Source organism: Actinomadura sp. B10D3 (assembly GCF_039871695.1).
GTDB lineage: Bacteria > Actinomycetota > Actinomycetes > Streptosporangiales > Streptosporangiaceae > Spirillospora > Spirillospora madurae.
This window is the reverse complement of the sequence record NZ_JBDPLY010000016.1, coordinates 153,081-168,522: the sequence shown is the minus strand read 5'-3', so window position 1 is coordinate 168,522 and position 15,442 is coordinate 153,081. Positions and strand designations below refer to the sequence as shown.

Genomic DNA, 15,442 nt, shown 5'->3' with positions numbered 1-15,442 from the left:
CGCCCGCGGCGGCCCCTGTCCGGCTTACTTCTTGCGGCCGCGCTTGGACTTCGGGGCGTCCTTGGGGGCGACCGGCGGCTTGGCGGCGCCCTGGTTCTTCACGGCCTCGATGGCGGCCTTGGCGGCGGCCGGGTCCAGGTACTCGCCGCCGCGCTTGAGCGGGGCGAAGTCGTCGTCCAGCTCGTAGACGAGGGGGATGCCGGTCGGGATGTTGAGCCCGACGATCTGCTCGTCGGAGACGTCGTCCAGGTGCTTGACCAGGGCGCGCAGTGAGTTCCCGTGCGCGGCGACCAGGACGGTCTTCCCGGCGGCGAGGTCGGGGACGATCGCGTCGTACCAGTACGGCAGGAGCCGGTCGACGACGTCCGCCAGGCACTCCGAGCGGGGGATCAGCTCGGACGGCAACTCGGCGTAGCGGAGGTCGTTGACCTGAGAGAGGGGGTCGTCGTCCTTGATGGGCGGCGGCGGGGTGTCATAGGACCGGCGCCACGTCATGAACTGCTCTTCGCCGAACTCCTCGCGCGTCTGCGCCTTGTTCTTGCCCTGGAGGGCGCCGTAGTGGCGCTCGTTGAGGCGCCAGGAGCGCTTGACGGGGATCCAGAGCAGGTCGGCCACGTCCAGCGCGATGTTCGCGGTGCGGATGGCCCGCTTCAGCAGCGAGGTGTGCAGCACGTCGGGGGTGATGTCGGCGTCGAGCAGCAGGTCGCCGCCCTTGGTCGCCTCGCTCTCGCCCTTCGCGGACAGGTCGACGTCCACCCAGCCGGTGAACAGCCCTTCCGCGTTCCAGACGCTTTCGCCATGCCGGAGCAATACCAGGGTCGCCATGGGACCAGAGCCTATCGGCCCGGTGCGGGTCACTCGCGGTTGGCCGGGTCCGCGAAGGAGGCGAAGGCCTGGAGGTTGGCGAGGCTCTCGCCGCGCTTGACGCGCCAGTCCCACTCGCGCTGGATGGACGACTTGAACCCGCGCTCCAGCGCCTTGTCGAAGTTCTCGTCGGAGTAGGTGAGGACGCAGCCGAGGAGCCGGTCGATCTCGTCCGGGGAGACCGATTCGAGCGGCACCTTCCCGACGAGATGGACGTCGCCGACGTCGTCGAGGGCGAACGCGACCCCGTACATGCGGCCGTTCTTCTCCAGGAGGAACCGGTAGAACTCGGCGTGGTTCTCATCAGGGCGGCGGCAGAAGAACGCCTCGACGTGCAGCGAGTGGTCGCCGACGATCAGCCACGTCATGGTGGCGAGCTTGTGCTGCCCGGGGAGCTTGACGAAGAACGCGTTCTCGCGCGGCTCGTCGAACTCCAGGTCGGCCGCCTGGAGCGCCTTCCGGATGGTGTCGACGGTGTCGCTCATGCGGTGACCTCCGCGGAGGGAGCGGCGTGGGCGGCCGGGATCGTCATGGCACCGGTATACACGTCCAGGAGGCGGTCGACGGTGGCGTCCCAGCCGAAGCCGTCCGCGTGCCGGACGGCGCCGCGGGCGAGGCGGGCGTGCAGGCCGGGCCGGTCGTGCAGGCGGCGCAGGACCGCCGCGTAGTCGGCCGGGTCGTGGCCGGGGATCAGCACGCCGGACTCGCCGTCCGCGACGGCCGTGCAGAGCCCGCCGACGCGGGACGCGACGACCGGGGTGCCGCAGGCCTGGGACTCGACGGCGACCAGGCCGAACGACTCGCTGTGGGACGGGACGACCGTGACGTCCGCGGCCCGGTACCAGTCGGCCAGCTCGTCCTGCGGGCTCGGCGGCTCGAACCGCATGACGTCGGAGATGCCCAGCGCGGCGGCGAGGGACTGCAGGCCCTCGGGGCGGCACCGCCCGGAGCCGCTGGGTCCCCCGACGACGGCGACGACGAGTTTGCGGCGCAGCTCCGGGTCGTCGTCGAGCATGCGGGCGACCGCGCGGAGCAGCACGTGGGGTGCCTTGAGCGGCTGGATGCGGCCGACGAACAGCAGCACGTAGGCGTCGCGGGGCAGGCCGAGGCGGCGGCGCGCGGGGCCGGTGCGGTGCGGGAGGAGGCCCGTGCTGCGGGCCAGGATCGGCGACTCGGGGCGGAACAGCGACAGGTCGACGCCGGGGCTGACGGTGGCGACCCGCGCGGGGTCGGCGTCGTAGAGGTCGACGAGCTCGCGGGCCTCCTTGGCGGTGTTGGCGACGAGCTGGTCGGAGGACGCCACGACCTGCTCCTCGCCGAGGACGCGCTCGGCGGGCTCCGGATTGTCGTCGTCGGCGAGGGCCGCGTTCTTCACCTTGGCCATCGTGTGCATGGAGTGGACGAGCGGGACGCCCCACCGCCGCTTCACGGCCCAGCCTGCCTGGCCGGACAGCCAGTAGTGCGTGTGGAGAAGGTCGTAGTGGCCGGGTTCGTAACACGCCTCGACGCGCAGGACGCCGGACGTGAAACCGCACAGGTGCCGGGGCAGCTCGGTCTTCTCCAGCTCCTCGAACGGCCCGGCGACGACGTTGCGGACGAGGACGCCGGGGGCGAGCTCGACGACGGGGGGCAGGGCCCGGGACGTGGCCCGGGTGAAGATGTCGACCTCGATACCGCGCGCGGCGAGCCGTTTGGCCACCTCGACGATGTAGACGTTCATGCCACCCGCATCACCGGTTCCTGGCTGGTCGAGGGGGGAAGTATGAACACTGACCGTCGCAACCCGGTTGATACGACGCGACACCGGACACCACCTCCGGTAGTGCAACCTATCCACCGCGTGGGGTGTTCCCTCCGCATGGGGGCCAACCGTGACCGGCCGCCGGAGTGACCGACCTCACCGCTCACGGGCGCGCCGGGACCTGGGAGGCTTGGCGCATGCGTAAGACCGCGATAGTGACCGGAGCAAGCAGCGGGATCGGGGCCGCCACGGCCCGGCGGCTGGCGGCGGAGGGGTTCAACGTCGTGCTCGCCGCGCGGCGCCGGGACCGCCTCGACGCCCTCGCCAAGGAGATCACCGAGACCGTGCCCGGGGCGGGCGCGGTGGCACCGGTGACGCTGGACGTGACGTCGCAGGAGTCGGTGGACGCGCTCGCGGCGGCGGTCGGCACGTGCCACGTCCTGGTCAACAACGCCGGCGGAGCGCTCGGCATGGACACCGTCGCGACGGCCGACCTGGCCGAGTGGCAGGCGATGTACGACACGAACGTCCTCGGCCTCGTGCGGGTGACCAAGGCGATCCTGCCGAAGCTGATCGAGAGCGGCGCGGGGCACGTCGTCAACATCACCTCGATCGCGGCGCACATCCCCTACGAGGGGGGCGGCGGGTACAACGCGGCCAAGCACGCCGCCTACGCGGTCAACGACGTGATGCGGCTCGAACTGGTCGCCGAGCCCGTCCGGATCACCGAGGTGTCGCCGGGGCTGGTGAAGACGGAGGAGTTCTCGCTGGTCCGGTTCCACGGCGACGAGGAGAAGGCCGCCAAGCCGTACGAGGGCGTGCCCGAGCCGCTGGTCGCCGGCGACATCGCGGACTGCGTCGCGTGGGCCGTCACCCGTCCGCCGCACGTGAACATCGACCGGATCGACGTCCAGCCGCGCGTGCAGGCCGCCCCGTACAAGCTTCACCGGGAGTGAGGCGCGACCGCCTCCCACGGAAGCGTGACCTCACCCAGGCGCCATCGGTTCCGGCCACCGTACGGAGGGCGCGCCAGGACGGGATGGGTCCGCGCCAGCAGTGACACAGCCTCGACCCAGCGCGCGCGGGGGCCGAACGCGGAATGCGGCGCGGCGGTCGCCCAGCACCGGTCGAACACGGTCAGGAACTCGTGGACGGGCTCGCCCGGCACGTTGCGGTGGATCAGCGTCTTCGGCAGCCGCTCGGCCAGGACCGACGGGCGGTCGAGGGTGGGCAGGTGGGCGGCGAACGTGACCGTCCGCGGGCCGTCCCCGGTCAGCGTCACCCAGACCGCGCGGCGCCCGATCTCGTCGCACGTCCCCTCGACCAGGACGCCGGACGGGGCCAGCCGCGCACGCAGGTCGTCCCATGCCTGCCAGGCCGCCGGCTCGTCGTACTGGCGGAGGACGTTGAAAGCCCTGACCAGGACGGGCGGGCGCGGCACCGGCAGCTCGAAACCGCCGCGGGTGAACGACAGCCCGTCGCGCGGCCCGGCCTGCGCGAGGAAGGCCACCCCGGCGGCGACCCGCGCGGGCTCGATCTCGATGCCGACGACCTCCAGGCGCGGCGCGACCGCGCGGAGCCGCGCGTGCAGTTCGAGGGTGGTGACGGGGGACGCGCCGTAGCCGAGGTCGACGGCCAGCGGGCGGGCGTCCGACCGCAGGGCGCGGGCCTGGGTGGCGGCGATCCAGCGGTCGATCCGGCGCAGCCGGTTGGGGGCGGTGGTGCCGCGGGTCACCTCCCCCCGCGGCCTGGGGACTGGGGGCACGCGGCAATTGTGTCCTGTCCAGGCTTATGCCTTGGACGCCTCCGCTGTGCGCGCTTCCGACCCCTGTCCGCCGACCCCCGCTGAACATGATTCGGTAATCCGTCGGTTACGGTGCTGCGCAGCCGCCCCCCGACGCCGCCCACCCGACGCCGTCCCCCGAGGAGTGCCGATGCTCGATCTGGCGACCCTGCACGAGGCCATCGCCGCCGCGATCCCCGACCGCGAGTGCCTGGTGTGGCGCGACCGCCGGATGACCTGGCGCGAGGTCGCCGACCGGACGCGCCGGCTGGCGAGCGTCCTGCACGCCCGCGGCCTCGGGCTGACCGGCACCGCGTCCGGCCCGTCGGAATCACCCCACGACCACCTCGCCCTCTACCTGCACAACGGGCCCGAATACCTGGAGGGGCTGGTCGGCGCGCACAGGGCCCGCGTCGCCCCGTTCAACGTCAATTACCGGTACGTCGACGACGAGCTCGCCCACCTGTTCGCCGACGCTCGCCCGGCCGCCGTGCTCTACCACGCGCGGTTCGCGGACGCCATCGGCCGGGTGGTCGGGCGGCTCGGCGTCCGGCCGCTGCTCCTCCAGGTGGCGGACGGGTCCGGCGCCGCCCTCCTGCCCGGCGCGCTCGACTACGAGGAGGCCCTGGCCAAGGCGACGCCCGACCCGCTCCCGGTGCGGCCCGGCGCCGACGACCTGCACATCCTCTACACCGGCGGCACGACCGGGATGCCGAAGGGCGTGCTGTGGCGCATCGGCGACCTGATGCTCGGGCCGCTCGGCCTGCGGCGCCGCGACGGGGGCCCGCTCACCGATCTCGGCGAGGCCGTCGAGCGGGCCGTCCGGAGCGACGTCCGGGTGCTGGTCGGACCGCCGCTCATGCACGGCGCGGGCACCTGGTCGGCGCTCGGCGGCTGGTGCGGCGGCGCGTGCGTGGTGCTCCCCGACCGGGTGGACGGCCTGGACGCGGCAGACCTGATGGCCACGGCCGAGCGCGAGCGGGCCACCCGGATGCCGCTGGTCGGCGACGCGTTCGCCCGCCCGATCGCCGCGGCCCTGGAGGCCCGCCCGCACGACCTGCGCGCGCTGCGGACGTTCGTCAACTCGGCCGCCGCCATCAGCCCCGCCGTGAAGGAGCGCATCCTGGAGCTCCTGCCGCAGGCGCGCATCGTGGACGTCCTCGGCTCGTCCGAGAGCGGCTTCCAGGTCACCCGCAGCGGCGCGTCCGCGCGGACGTTCGCGATGGCGGCGGGCACGGCCGTGCTCAGCGCCGACCGGTCCCGGCGGCTCGCGCCCGGCGAGGACGAGCTGGGCTGGCTGGCCAAGGGCGGCTCCATCCCGCTCGGCTACCTCGGCGACCCGGAGAAGACCGCCGCCACCTTCCTGACCGTGGACGGCGAGCGCCTCGTCGTGCCGGGCGACCGGGCGCGCCTCCTCGCGGACGGCACCGTCGAGGTGCGCGGGCGGGAGGCCACGACGATCAACACCGGCGGGGAGAAGGTGTTCGCCGAGGAGGTCGAGGGCGTCCTGCGCGGCCTGCCCGGCGTCGCGGACGCCCTGGTCCTCGGCCGGTTCAGCGAGCGCTGGGGCGCCGAGATCGTCGCGGTGCTCTCCCCTGCCGGCGCCCCGCCGGACGAGGAGCTGCGCGCGGGCTGCGCCGCGCACCTCGCCCGCTACAAGATTCCGAAGGCGTTCGTGCGGACCGACGCCGGCCTGCGCCTGCCCAACGGCAAGGCCGACTACGCCGCCGCGCGGGCGCTCCTCGACTGAACCGGATTCTGCCGGGCCCTGTACGCGGCGGTCCGCGGTGGTGGATCCTGGCGTGATGCCGGACCTGCACAGCCTGCTCGCCGACCTCGCCGCCGAGGGCGACTCGCTCGACGCCCTGGTCTCGCCGCTGCCCGCCGCGCGCTGGGCCGATCCGACCCCGGCCGAGGGCTGGACGATCGCGCACCAGATCGCGCACCTCGCCTGGACCGACAACCAGGCCCTCGTCGCGGCCGCCGAGCCCGAGGCGTTCCCCAAGATCATCGAGGAGGCCCTCGCGAACCCGGAGGGCTTCGTCGAGGACGGCGCCCGCGAAGGCGCCGCCCATCCCCCGGAGGATCTCCTCGCCCGCTGGCGCGACGGGCGCCGCCGCATGGTGGACGCCCTCGCCGCCCTCCCGCCGGGCACGCGGCTGCCCTGGTTCGGCCCGCCGATGGGCGTCGCGTCCATGGCCACCGCTCGGCTCATGGAGACCTGGGCGCACGGCGAGGACGTCGCCGACGCGCTCGGCGTGCGCCGCGAGCCCACGCACCGCCTGCGGCACGTCGCGCACATCGGCGTCCGCACCCGCGACTTCTCGTTCCGCAACCGCGGCATGGAGCCGCCCGCCGAGGAGTTCCGCGTCGTCCTGCGCGGACCGGACGGCGAGGAGTGGACGTGGGGCCCGCCGGACGCCCGCCAGTCCGTCACCGGTCCGGCGCTCGACTTCTGCCACGCCGTCACCCAGCGCCGCCACCGCGACGACCTCGACCTCGACGTCACCGGACCGGACGCCGACCGCTGGCTGGACGTCGCGCAGGCCTTCGCCGGCCCGCCGGGAACCGGCCGCGCGCCTACGGCTCTCCCACGGCTCGCTCGAACGCCTCGTACGCGTCCGCGGTGAACAGGACGAAGCGGGCGTCGGTCACCTTGGTCGGCGTGGTCCGGACGGTGCCGACCGCGATCCGGGCGGCGTCGGCCACCGGCCACCCGTAGATGCCCGCCGACACGGCCGGGAACGCGATCGACTCCACGCCCAGCTCGTCGGCGACGCGCAGGGACTCGCGGTAGCAGGAGACGAGCTGGTGAGAGCGGTCCTCGGTGGAGGAGTAGACGGGGCCGACGGTGTGGATGACCCAGTCGGCCGGGAGACGTCCCGCCGTCGTCGCGACGGCCTGGCCGGTCGGCAGCCCGCCGCCGTACTGCGACGCCCGGAGCCTGCGGCACTCGTCCAGGATCTCGGGACCCCCCATGCGGTGGATCGCACCGTCCACCCCGCCGCCCCCCAGCAGCGACGAGTTGGCCGCGTTCACCACCGCGCCGACCTCCTGCTCGGTGATGTCGCCCCGGACGAGAGTGATCTTCATCTGCGCCGTTCCTCCAGAGTGGCCGAACCCCATCAGAAGAGAAGAATTCTCTCCCGGGGAGGACGCGAAACGCGTTCGGGCGCTTCCCGGCGGTACGCTCATGGCGGACGAGACTCCGGGGTGGGTCGGCTCGTCCGATGTCGTCCGGCCGGACGCAGGGGGGTGTCCATGCGGAACGCCGGGCGTGACCAGTGCATACAGACACCAGAGCAGACGATGCGCGAGGGCGCGACAGTCGCGGAGGTACCCCCTTGAAGATTCTCCTCGCCGGAGCGACCGGAGTCGTCGGTCGCCGGCTGATCCCGCTGCTCGTCCAGGCGGGCCATGAGGTCGCAGGGACGACGCGCCGGTCCGAACGCGCCGGCATGCTGCGCGATCTCGGCGCGTCGCCGGTCGTCCTGGACGTTCTGAACACCGCCGACGTGCGCGCCGCCGTGGCGGCCATCGACCCGGACGCGGTGATCCACCAGCTCACCGACCTCGCCGACGAGGATTTCGAGGCCAACTCGCATCTGCGGATCGCGGGCACCCGGAACCTCGTCGACGCCGCCAAGGCCGCGGGCGTCGAGACGATGGTCGCGCAGAGCATCGCCTGGCTGTACGTCCCGGGCGACGCGCCCGCCGTGGAGACCGACCCGCTCGACGCGAGCCTGCCCCCGTACGAGGGCATCGCGGCGCTGGAGGGCGCGGTCGCGCAGATGCCGCGCGGCGTCGTGCTGCGCTACGGCGCGCTCTACGGCCCGGGCACCTGGTACGCGCCTGACGGGGCGATCGCCGAGCGCGTGCGCGCGGGCAGCCTGCGCCTCGCGCCGTCCTGGACGTCGTTCGTGCACGCCGACGACGCGGCCTCGGCCGCGCTCGCGGCGCTCGACTGGCCCGCCGGAGCCGTCAACGTCGTCGACGACGAGCCGGCGACCACGGCGGACTGGCTGCCCGTCTACAGCGCGGCGCTCGGCGCGCCGACGCCGGGCAACGCGGGGCGGCACGCGGCGGCGACGGGCCGCGCGGTCTCCAACGCCAGGGCGCTGAGCCTCGGGTGGAAGCCGCGGGTCGCGTCGTGGCGCACCGGTTTCGCGCAGATGGACTCGGCGGTCCGGGCCGACTGACCGCCCGGCCGCGGGGGAACGTTCCGGCCGGTCCGGTCAGCCGAACTGGAACGAGCGCTTGGACAGGCCGAGCCAGTAGCCGTCGATGACCGACCGCCGCTCCGACGGCGTGTCCGCGTCGGCGCCGAGCGCCATGAACAGCGGCGCGAAGTGCTCGGTCCGCGGGTGCGCGAGGCGCGCCGCGGGGGCCTTGGCGCGGAAGTCGAGCAGGGCGTCGACGTCGCCGCCCGTCACGGCCCGCTCCGCCCACTCGTCGAACTCCGCCGACCACGCCGGAGGCTCGGCGTCGAAGTCCGGCCGCATCTCGCGCAGGTTGTGCGTGGTGAACCCGCTCCCGATGATCAGTACGCCCCGATCGCGCAGCGGCGCGAGGCCGCGCCCGATCTCGAAGAGGCGCTCCGGGTCCAGCGTGGGCATCGACATCTGAAGCACGGGGACGTCGGCGTCGGGATACATCTCCACGAGCGGGACGTACGCGCCGTGGTCCAGCCCGCGCTCCTCGTCCTGGTGCACGCCGGGCAGGAGCCTGCGGACGTCCTCGGCCAGGCCCGGGGCGCCGGGCGCGTCGTACCGGACGGTGTAGTACCGCTCCGGGAAGCCCCAGAAGTCGTACACGAGCGGCATCTGCCGGGTCGCGCCGACGCTGAGCGGCGCCTCCTCCCAGTGCGCCGACACCATGAGGACCGCCTCCGGCCTCGGCAGGCCGGCCGACCAGCGGGACAGCTCGCCGGGCCACCGCGGGTCGTCGGCGAGCGGCGGCGCGCCGTGGCTGAGGTACAGGACCGGCATCCGGGCCATCGCGATCACCCCTTGTACTTGAGTTCTCAACTATATCCGATATGGTTGAAACTTCAAGTCTTGAGGATTCAAGCGTTGGGTAGACTGGCGGCATGACGGAGACGACCGGGACACGGTGGCTCGACGATGACGAGCAGGAGACCTGGCGCGCCTTCCTGTGGACGTCCAGGCTGCTGAACGAGGCCCTGGACCGCCAGCTCCAGCGCGACTCGGGCCTGCCGCACACCTACTACATGATCTTGGCGATGCTGTCGGAGGCACCCGGGCGCGCGCTGACGATGACCGATCTGGCGGAGGTCGTCTACTCGTCGCCGAGCCGCCTGTCCCACGCCGTCAACCGGCTGGAGGAGGCGGGCTGGGTCGAGCGGTGCAAGCACGACTCCGACCGCCGCACCACGATCTGCCGGCTGACCGACGCGGGCTTCGCCGTGCTCGCCGAGGCGGCGCCGGGCCATGTCGCCGAGGTCAGGCGGCACCTGTTCGACCCGCTGAGCCGCGAGCAGATGCTCCAGTTCCGCGAGGCGCTGCGCGCCCTGCTGGCCTCCCTCGATCCGGACCGCGAGGCGCCCTGCGCCCGCTAGGTCTACGACGGGGCGGCGAACTCGACGCGGTGCGCCTTCGCCTCCGGGTGCGCGGCGGTGAGGAGGCGCATACCCTCCTCTTCCAGGGCGGTGCGGTCCCGCTTCGGGATCGGGGCGAACGGGTCGATGCGCACCCTCGCCTCGCCGCGCTTCTTCTCCATCGTCCACTTGCCGTGGACGAAACCGTCGACCAGGAACGTCGCGCGGATGATGCCGTTGACGGTGAAGACGCGCCTGCGCTGCTCCTCGGTGATGATCCGCGCCCGGTCGGCGTGCGACAGCAGCAGGTTGTCGAAGTCGGGGACGAGCCGCACGGGCGCCGGCGTCTCCGGATCCGGACGCGGTGCCTCGGGCAGGTCGTACAGCGTCCGCCCCTCCTCGTCCTGGAACGTGACGAGCTTGGGCAGCAGCCGCTCCACCACCTCACCGAGGCGGGTCAGGCCCGACCAGTGCTGGACGTCCCGGACGCTCGCCGGCCCGAACACCCCCAGGTAGCGCAGCACGAGGTCGTCCACGGACGGGACGGGGGCCGCCGGCCCCAGCCATGCCTCCAGCGTCGTGTGCCGGGCGACCCCGGTGGCGCCCCAGATGCCGCGCGGCGGTACCTGCACCAGCGGCAGGCTGCATCGGACGGCCCAGGCGAGCAGTGCCGCGTCGGCGTCCGGCCACCGTTCGGCGAGCAGGGTGCGCAGTTCCTTGTCGGTGCGCGGCTCCTCCTCCAGCCGCTCGCGGGCCCAGGCCACGACGGCGTCGAGGTCGACGTCGCCGAGGTCGGCCCGGCGGTTCTTCAGATGATTGTCGAGGATCACCTGGGTGAGCGGCCGAAGGGCCAGGGCGTCGCGGGCACTGACGAGGTGGAGCGTGCCGCGCATCAGCACGATCCGCAGCGCCCGGCGGTCGCTCATCAGCGGCGTGACCTCGTCGAACGCGTAGTCGGCGAGCCTGCTCCACAACCCGATGTGCGGCGGGTTGGGGGCCTGCGACTGGAGGCCCACGAGGTGCTCGATGGCGTCCAGGGCGGGCATGGCGTGCCGTTCGAGCAGCAGTTGCCTGGCCAGCAGCGCCCGGTTCAGCGCTCTGCGTCCGAGCGTTTCAGCCGCCATAACGACCCCGCAGCTCCTGCCAGGTGGGGGCCGGGCCCGGGAGTTCCTGCCGGTCCGTCAGGTACAGGGCGTCCAGCATGAGGGCCAGGTAGCGGTGCTGGAGCCGGTTCATCCGCTCGTCGTCGCCGATCCGGATGCCGTGCAGGTACTCCAGCATGACCGAGATGTCGCCGACCTCGATCTCGGGCCGCAGCGCGCCCGCCTCCTTCGTGCGCTCCAGCAGGCGCGTCGTGGCGAGATGGATCTCCTGGCCCTTGCGGCTCATGGCCTCGGTGACGGGGAACGAGCCCGCGAGCCGCATGGTGAGGGAGCCGGCGCCGATGTCCAGGCAGCGGCGCATGAAGCCGGCGAACGCCTCCCACGGGTCGCCGTCGTCGTCGAGGGCCCGCTCCACCTCGGCGAGGTAGCGGTCCATCCCGTCGTCGGCGAGCTTCTGGAGGAGGTCCTCCTTGCTCTTGTACCGGCGGTAGAGGGCGCTGATCCCCACCCCGGCGTGCTCGGCCACCGCGGAGATCGGCGCGCCCGGGTCGGCGGTGAACACCGCCCGGGCCGCCTCCCGGATCAGCTCGTCGTTGCGTGCCGCCTGCGCCTTGCGCCCGCTCATCGGCGCCCGTGCCGTGCTCTCCATGCCCTCATAGTAAGGGAACGAACAATTCCGTTCTATATCGGCCGGGTCGTGGGCTTACCGCGTCCTTCGTCGCCGCGCTGACCTGACCCTTCTTGACAAACGGCCCGCGTTCCACGCAGTATGAACGCATGTTCATGAACGTGCGTTCATATAGGAGTGGGGCATGAAGGTCGTCAACACGCACCAGGCCGAGGCGTGGAACGGGTACGAGGGCGAGCACTGGGCCGACCGGTACGACCGGTACGACGCCATGAACGGCGGGTTCAACGGGCACCTGCTGGACGCCGCCGCGATCGGGGCGCGCGACCGCGTGCTCGACCTCGGCTGCGGGAACGGGCAGGTCACCCGGCTCGCCGCGAACCGCGCCCGGCTGGGCGGCGCGACGGGCGTCGACCTGTCCGGGCCGATGCTCGACCGCGCCCGCTCCCTCGCCGCGAAGGAGGGCGTCGCGAACGTGGCGTTCGAGCAGGGCGACGCGCAGGTGTACCCGTTCGCCGACGCCGCGTTCGACGTCGCGATCAGCCGGTTCGGCGTCATGTTCTTCGCCGACCCGGTCGCCGCGTTCGGCAACGTCCGGCGGGCGCTGCGCGAGGGCGGGCGGCTGGCGTTCCTGGTGATGTCGCCGCTCGGCGAGACCGACCTCGCGTCGGTCTTCGCCGCGCTGCCCGCCCGCGACGAGCCCGCCGTCGGGCACGACGGGCCGCTGTCGCTGTCGGACCCCGCCCGCGTCCGCGAGGTCCTGGAGGGCGCCGGGTTCACGGGCGTGACCACGCGGAAGGTGGAGGCCGAGCAGGTCTGGGGGCGGGACGCGCAGGACGCGGCGGAGTTCTTCGCCGGCTGGGGCCCGATCCGCTACAACTACGGCGCGGGCGAGGAGATCCGCACGGCGGTCGCGGAGGCCATGCGCCCGTTCGAGCGCGACGGCGCCGTCCGGCTGCGCAGCACCGCCTGGCTCGTGACGGCCCGCCGATGAGACGCGTCGTCGTCCTCGGCGGGTACGGGGCCGTCGGCCGGGAGGTCGTGGCGGGCCTGCGCGGGCACGTGCCGGAGATCGTCGTCGCCGGGCGCGACCGCGCCAAGGCGCGCACGGTGGACGGCGCGATCCCCATGCGCTTCGACCTGCGCGCCGACGACCCCGGCGGCATCGACGCCGACGCGGTCGTCATGTGCGCGGAGACGGGCAACGTGCGGGTCGCCGAGGCGTGCCTGGCGCGCGGCGTCCACTACGTCGACGTCTCCGCGTCGCACTGGATACTCGCCGGGATCGAGACGCTGGACGACCTCGCGGCCGAGCGGAACGCTACCGCGGTGCTGAGCGTGGGGCTCGCGCCCGGCGTCACGAACCTGCTGGCCAGCGAGTTCTGCGCCGCGGACGTCGACATCGGCGTGCTGATCGGATCCGGGGAGCGGCACGGGCCGTCCGCCGTCGAATGGACGCTCGGCTCGCTCGGCGAGCTGGGCGAGTCGTGGCGGATGCGGTTTCCCGCACCCTACGGCGTCCGGACGGTGCACCGCTTCCCGTTCTCCGACCAGTACACGCTGCCGGGCCGCGTCCGGACGGGTCTCGCCCTGGACTCCCGCGTCCTGACCGCCGCCCTCCCCCGGCTCGCCCGGTTCCGTGACCTGCGTCTAGTGCGGGCGGCGTTCAGCCGGGTCCACGTCGGCGGGGACGGGTTCGCGGTGGCGGCCGCGTCCGGCGGGACCGTCCGGGCGTTCGCGGGACGGCGGCAGAGCCGGGCGACGGGCCTGGCGACCGCGCTGGTCGTCCGGCGGCTGGAGGGGATGCCGCCCGGCGTCCGGCACATCGAGGACGCCGTCGGCGAGGACTTCCTGCCCGAGCTGGCCGCGCACGGGTTCGAGCTGACTCAATACGATGCGGGTGATGTCACCTAGAAAAGCGGCGGCGCTGGGCGGCGGCAGGTCCCTGCGCGAGCACCTGATCGCCACGGCCCGGCGGATGATGGCCGAGCGCGGGGCGGCGGGGCTGACCGTCCGCGCGATCGCCCGCGAGGCGGGCGTCGCCGACGGCGTCCTGTACAACCACTTCTCCGACAAGGAGGAGCTCCTCGCGCACGCGCTGCGGGCGCACGCGGAGGCGGTCGAGGGGCCGCTGCCTCCGCTGCCCGAGCCCGGCACCGGGACGGTCGAGGAGAACCTGCGCGCGTACGTCGAGCACGGGCTCCTCCTGCACGACGGGCTGCTGCCCGTGCTGGCCGGGCTGGTCGCCCAGCCGGACGTGCTCGCCCGGTTCGCGGAGCTGAGCGGCGGCAGCGGCGAGTGGAACCGGCGGCTGGCCGCCTACCTGCGCGCCGAGCGCGACCTCGGCCGCCTCGCCCCGGACGCCCGGGTGGAGGCGGCCACCTCGATGATCGTCGGCGCGTGTCACGAGCCGGTGCTGTCGGTCCTGTTCCGGGGCCGGGGGATCGTCCGGCCGGTGTCCCTGGACACCGTGGACGATCTCGTCGCGACCGTGCTGCGCGGCCTGGCCACGCGCCAGGACGCCCCGCACCAGGACGCCCCGCTCTAGGAGGACATGGCGGCCCGGACCTCCTCCAGCGTGCGGTCCGCGATCTCGTTGGCGCGCTCGTCGCCCGCCGCGAGGACGCCGCGCAGGTAGGCCCGGTCGGCGGCGAACTCGGCGCGGCGGGCGCGCATCGGGCGCAGGAACTCGTTCACCGAGTCGGTCACGACCTTCTTCAGCGCCGCCGCCCCGCCGCCGCCGATCTCCTCGGCCACCCGGTGCGGGTCGCGGTCCTGGCACAGCGCGGCGAGCAGCACGAGGTTGGACACCTGCGGCCGGGTCTCCGGCTCGTAGGTGATGTTCCGGTCGTCGTCGGTCACGGCCCTCCTGATCAGCCGGGCGGTCTCGTCCTCGCCGGCCGAGAGGGCGATGGCGTTGCCCCGGCTCTTGCTCATCTTCTGGCCGTCCATGCCGAGCAGGCCCGGCGCGGCCGACAGCAGCGCGTCCGGCACCGGGAAGACCGGGCCGTAGCGCTCGTTGAACCGGCGCGCGATGGTGCGGGTGATCTCCTGGTGCGGCAGCTGGTCCTTGCCGACCGGGACGAGGTTCGCCTTGCAGGACAGGATGTCGGCGGCCTGGTGGACGGGATAGGTGAGCATCAGCCCGCTGACCGACGCCTGCCGGGACGCCGCGATCTCGTCCTTCACCGTCGGGTTGCGGCTCAGTTCCGAGACCGACACCAGCGACAGGAACGGCAGCATGAGCTGGTTCAGCGCGGGGACGGCGCTGTGCCTGAACATCGTGCCGGTGGACGGGTCGAACCCGGCGGCCAGATGGTCGGCGACCAGGCCCTCGATGTACTCCGACAGGTGCTCGGCGACGTCCCGGTCGGTGAGCACCTGGTAGTCGGGGACGAGCACGATCAGCTCCACGCCGGCGCGCTGGAGCCGCACGCGGTTGGCGAGGGTGCCGAAGTAGTGGCCGAGATGCAGCGGGCCGGTGGGCCGGTCGCCGGTCAGGATGCGGAACGATCCGGGGTCGTCCGCGATGCGTTCTTCCAGCTCGCGGCTCCGCGCTTCGGCGATGCGCAGGCTGTCGGGGATGGTCTCCATGGGGTCTCTCCTCGTCGGTTCCGGCCGTCTCACCGGGCCGGCCCGCGGCTTCGAGGAAAGAGAAAGGGCCGTCCGGCGGACGGCCCGTGGCGTGCGTGGATGTCGGCCGTCCTACTAGGACGGCCACCAGCCCAGACACACGGTGCGGTTCATGGGAGAAGCATAGCCCACC

General features: G+C 73.3%; 17 protein-coding genes. 8 read left to right on the top strand and 9 right to left on the bottom strand.

Annotated elements, in window-relative coordinates; genetic code table 11:
• Positions 1 to 24: 24 nt before the first annotated feature.
• The 3 genes from ABGB11_RS24120 to mshA are packed head-to-tail and all read right to left on the bottom strand — an operon-like array spanning position 25 to position 2,668.
• Entirely contained in the window at positions 25 to 825 is an 801-nt protein-coding gene (locus tag ABGB11_RS24120) for a phosphoglyceromutase (RefSeq protein WP_347636203.1), read from the bottom strand.
• Positions 826 to 854: 29 nt separating this feature from the next.
• Positions 855 to 1,349 carry a YbjN domain-containing protein gene (locus tag ABGB11_RS24115; RefSeq protein WP_347636202.1) on the bottom strand — a complete coding sequence of 165 codons (495 nt, stop codon included), beginning with the start codon at positions 1,347 to 1,349 and terminating at the stop codon, positions 855 to 857.
• On the bottom strand, positions 1,346 to 2,668 hold the full coding sequence (mshA, locus tag ABGB11_RS24110) for a D-inositol-3-phosphate glycosyltransferase (protein ID WP_347636201.1): 1,323 nt from the start codon (positions 2,666 to 2,668) through the stop codon (positions 1,346 to 1,348). The genes ABGB11_RS24115 and mshA overlap by 4 nt, the downstream gene beginning before the upstream one ends.
• Before the next feature lie 134 nt (positions 2,669 to 2,802).
• Between mshA and ABGB11_RS24105 the strand changes: the two genes are divergently transcribed.
• A complete protein-coding gene (locus ABGB11_RS24105) occupies positions 2,803 to 3,561 on the top strand; it encodes an SDR family NAD(P)-dependent oxidoreductase (protein WP_347636199.1) in 759 nt (252 codons plus the stop codon).
• Here the strand turns inward: ABGB11_RS24105 and ABGB11_RS24100 are convergent.
• Complete coding sequence (locus ABGB11_RS24100; protein ID WP_347636198.1) at positions 3,549 to 4,370, bottom strand: class I SAM-dependent methyltransferase; 822 nt, start codon at positions 4,368 to 4,370, stop codon at positions 3,549 to 3,551. The genes ABGB11_RS24105 and ABGB11_RS24100 overlap by 13 nt on opposite strands.
• Before the next feature lie 169 nt (positions 4,371 to 4,539).
• Here ABGB11_RS24100 and ABGB11_RS24095 point away from each other — a divergent pair, with 169 nt between their 5' ends.
• Both ABGB11_RS24095 and ABGB11_RS24090 read left to right on the top strand, forming a co-directional pair.
• On the top strand, positions 4,540 to 6,138 hold the full coding sequence (locus tag ABGB11_RS24095; protein WP_347636197.1) for an AMP-binding protein: 1,599 nt from the start codon (positions 4,540 to 4,542) through the stop codon (positions 6,136 to 6,138).
• A gap of 55 nt (positions 6,139 to 6,193) precedes the next feature.
• Complete coding sequence (locus ABGB11_RS24090) at positions 6,194 to 7,018, top strand: TIGR03084 family metal-binding protein (protein ID WP_347636195.1); 825 nt, start codon at positions 6,194 to 6,196, stop codon at positions 7,016 to 7,018.
• Here the strand turns inward: ABGB11_RS24090 and ABGB11_RS24085 are convergent.
• On the bottom strand, positions 6,969 to 7,481 hold the full coding sequence (locus tag ABGB11_RS24085; protein ID WP_347636194.1) for an O-acetyl-ADP-ribose deacetylase: 513 nt from the start codon (positions 7,479 to 7,481) through the stop codon (positions 6,969 to 6,971). The genes ABGB11_RS24090 and ABGB11_RS24085 overlap by 50 nt on opposite strands.
• A gap of 251 nt (positions 7,482 to 7,732) precedes the next feature.
• On the opposite strand from ABGB11_RS24085, the gene ABGB11_RS24080 reads away from it, so the two are divergent.
• Positions 7,733 to 8,587, top strand: coding sequence for an NAD(P)-dependent oxidoreductase (locus ABGB11_RS24080; protein WP_347636192.1), 855 nt, complete (start codon positions 7,733 to 7,735; stop codon positions 8,585 to 8,587).
• A 36-nt stretch (positions 8,588 to 8,623) separates the two neighbouring features.
• Here the strand turns inward: ABGB11_RS24080 and ABGB11_RS24075 are convergent, their stop codons facing one another.
• Positions 8,624 to 9,385, bottom strand: a complete 762-nt coding sequence (locus ABGB11_RS24075; protein ID WP_347636191.1) for a class III extradiol ring-cleavage dioxygenase — start codon at positions 9,383 to 9,385, stop codon at positions 8,624 to 8,626.
• A 92-nt stretch (positions 9,386 to 9,477) separates the two neighbouring features.
• On the opposite strand from ABGB11_RS24075, the gene ABGB11_RS24070 reads away from it, so the two are divergent.
• Positions 9,478 to 9,966, top strand: a complete 489-nt coding sequence (locus tag ABGB11_RS24070) for a MarR family transcriptional regulator (protein WP_347636189.1) — start codon at positions 9,478 to 9,480, stop codon at positions 9,964 to 9,966.
• Positions 9,967 to 9,968: 2 nt separating this feature from the next.
• Here the strand turns inward: ABGB11_RS24070 and ABGB11_RS24065 are convergent, their stop codons facing one another.
• Together ABGB11_RS24065 and ABGB11_RS24060 are read right to left on the bottom strand one after the other, a co-directional pair.
• Positions 9,969 to 11,069 (bottom strand): winged helix DNA-binding domain-containing protein, encoded by a 1,101-nt coding sequence (locus ABGB11_RS24065; RefSeq protein ID WP_347636188.1) that lies wholly within the window; start codon positions 11,067 to 11,069, stop codon positions 9,969 to 9,971.
• Entirely contained in the window at positions 11,059 to 11,697 is a 639-nt protein-coding gene (locus ABGB11_RS24060) for a TetR/AcrR family transcriptional regulator (protein WP_347636186.1), read from the bottom strand. Before ABGB11_RS24060 ends, ABGB11_RS24065 begins: the two co-directional genes overlap by 11 nt.
• A 163-nt stretch (positions 11,698 to 11,860) precedes the next feature.
• Between ABGB11_RS24060 and ABGB11_RS24055 the strand changes: the two genes are divergently transcribed.
• Genes ABGB11_RS24055 through ABGB11_RS24045 form a run of 3 tightly spaced genes read left to right on the top strand, consistent with a single transcriptional unit; the run spans position 11,861 to position 14,224 of the window.
• On the top strand, positions 11,861 to 12,670 hold the full coding sequence (locus tag ABGB11_RS24055) for a methyltransferase domain-containing protein (RefSeq protein WP_347636185.1): 810 nt from the start codon (positions 11,861 to 11,863) through the stop codon (positions 12,668 to 12,670).
• Entirely contained in the window at positions 12,667 to 13,590 is a 924-nt protein-coding gene (locus ABGB11_RS24050) for a saccharopine dehydrogenase NADP-binding domain-containing protein (RefSeq protein ID WP_347636183.1), read from the top strand. Before ABGB11_RS24055 ends, ABGB11_RS24050 begins: the two co-directional genes overlap by 4 nt.
• Entirely contained in the window at positions 13,580 to 14,224 is a 645-nt protein-coding gene (locus ABGB11_RS24045; protein WP_347636181.1) for a helix-turn-helix domain-containing protein, read from the top strand. The genes ABGB11_RS24050 and ABGB11_RS24045 overlap by 11 nt, the downstream gene beginning before the upstream one ends.
• On the opposite strand, the gene trpS is transcribed toward ABGB11_RS24045, so the two are convergent.
• Positions 14,221 to 15,270 (bottom strand): tryptophan--tRNA ligase, encoded by a 1,050-nt coding sequence (gene trpS, locus ABGB11_RS24040; RefSeq protein ID WP_347636180.1) that lies wholly within the window; start codon positions 15,268 to 15,270, stop codon positions 14,221 to 14,223. The genes ABGB11_RS24045 and trpS overlap by 4 nt on opposite strands.
• Between the last annotated feature and the right edge of the window lie 172 nt (positions 15,271 to 15,442).

Coding starts and splice junctions, on each gene's coding strand:
- ABGB11_RS24120 (WP_347636203.1), bottom strand. CDS start 825: ATGGCGACCCTGGTATTGCTCCGGCATGGCGAAAGCGTCTGGAACGCG.
- ABGB11_RS24115 (WP_347636202.1), bottom strand. CDS start 1,349: ATGAGCGACACCGTCGACACCATCCGGAAGGCGCTCCAGGCGGCCGAC.
- ABGB11_RS24105 (WP_347636199.1), top strand. CDS start 2,803: ATGCGTAAGACCGCGATAGTGACCGGAGCAAGCAGCGGGATCGGGGCC.
- ABGB11_RS24095 (WP_347636197.1), top strand. CDS start 4,540: ATGCTCGATCTGGCGACCCTGCACGAGGCCATCGCCGCCGCGATCCCC.
- ABGB11_RS24090 (WP_347636195.1), top strand. CDS start 6,194: ATGCCGGACCTGCACAGCCTGCTCGCCGACCTCGCCGCCGAGGGCGAC.
- ABGB11_RS24085 (WP_347636194.1), bottom strand. CDS start 7,481: ATGAAGATCACTCTCGTCCGGGGCGACATCACCGAGCAGGAGGTCGGC.
- ABGB11_RS24075 (WP_347636191.1), bottom strand. CDS start 9,385: ATGGCCCGGATGCCGGTCCTGTACCTCAGCCACGGCGCGCCGCCGCTC.
- ABGB11_RS24070 (WP_347636189.1), top strand. CDS start 9,478: ATGACGGAGACGACCGGGACACGGTGGCTCGACGATGACGAGCAGGAG.
- ABGB11_RS24065 (WP_347636188.1), bottom strand. CDS start 11,069: ATGGCGGCTGAAACGCTCGGACGCAGAGCGCTGAACCGGGCGCTGCTG.
- ABGB11_RS24060 (WP_347636186.1), bottom strand. CDS start 11,697: ATGGAGAGCACGGCACGGGCGCCGATGAGCGGGCGCAAGGCGCAGGCG.
- ABGB11_RS24055 (WP_347636185.1), top strand. CDS start 11,861: ATGAAGGTCGTCAACACGCACCAGGCCGAGGCGTGGAACGGGTACGAG.
- ABGB11_RS24050 (WP_347636183.1), top strand. CDS start 12,667: ATGAGACGCGTCGTCGTCCTCGGCGGGTACGGGGCCGTCGGCCGGGAG.
- ABGB11_RS24045 (WP_347636181.1), top strand. CDS start 13,580: ATGTCACCTAGAAAAGCGGCGGCGCTGGGCGGCGGCAGGTCCCTGCGC.
- trpS (WP_347636180.1), bottom strand. CDS start 15,270: ATGGAGACCATCCCCGACAGCCTGCGCATCGCCGAAGCGCGGAGCCGC.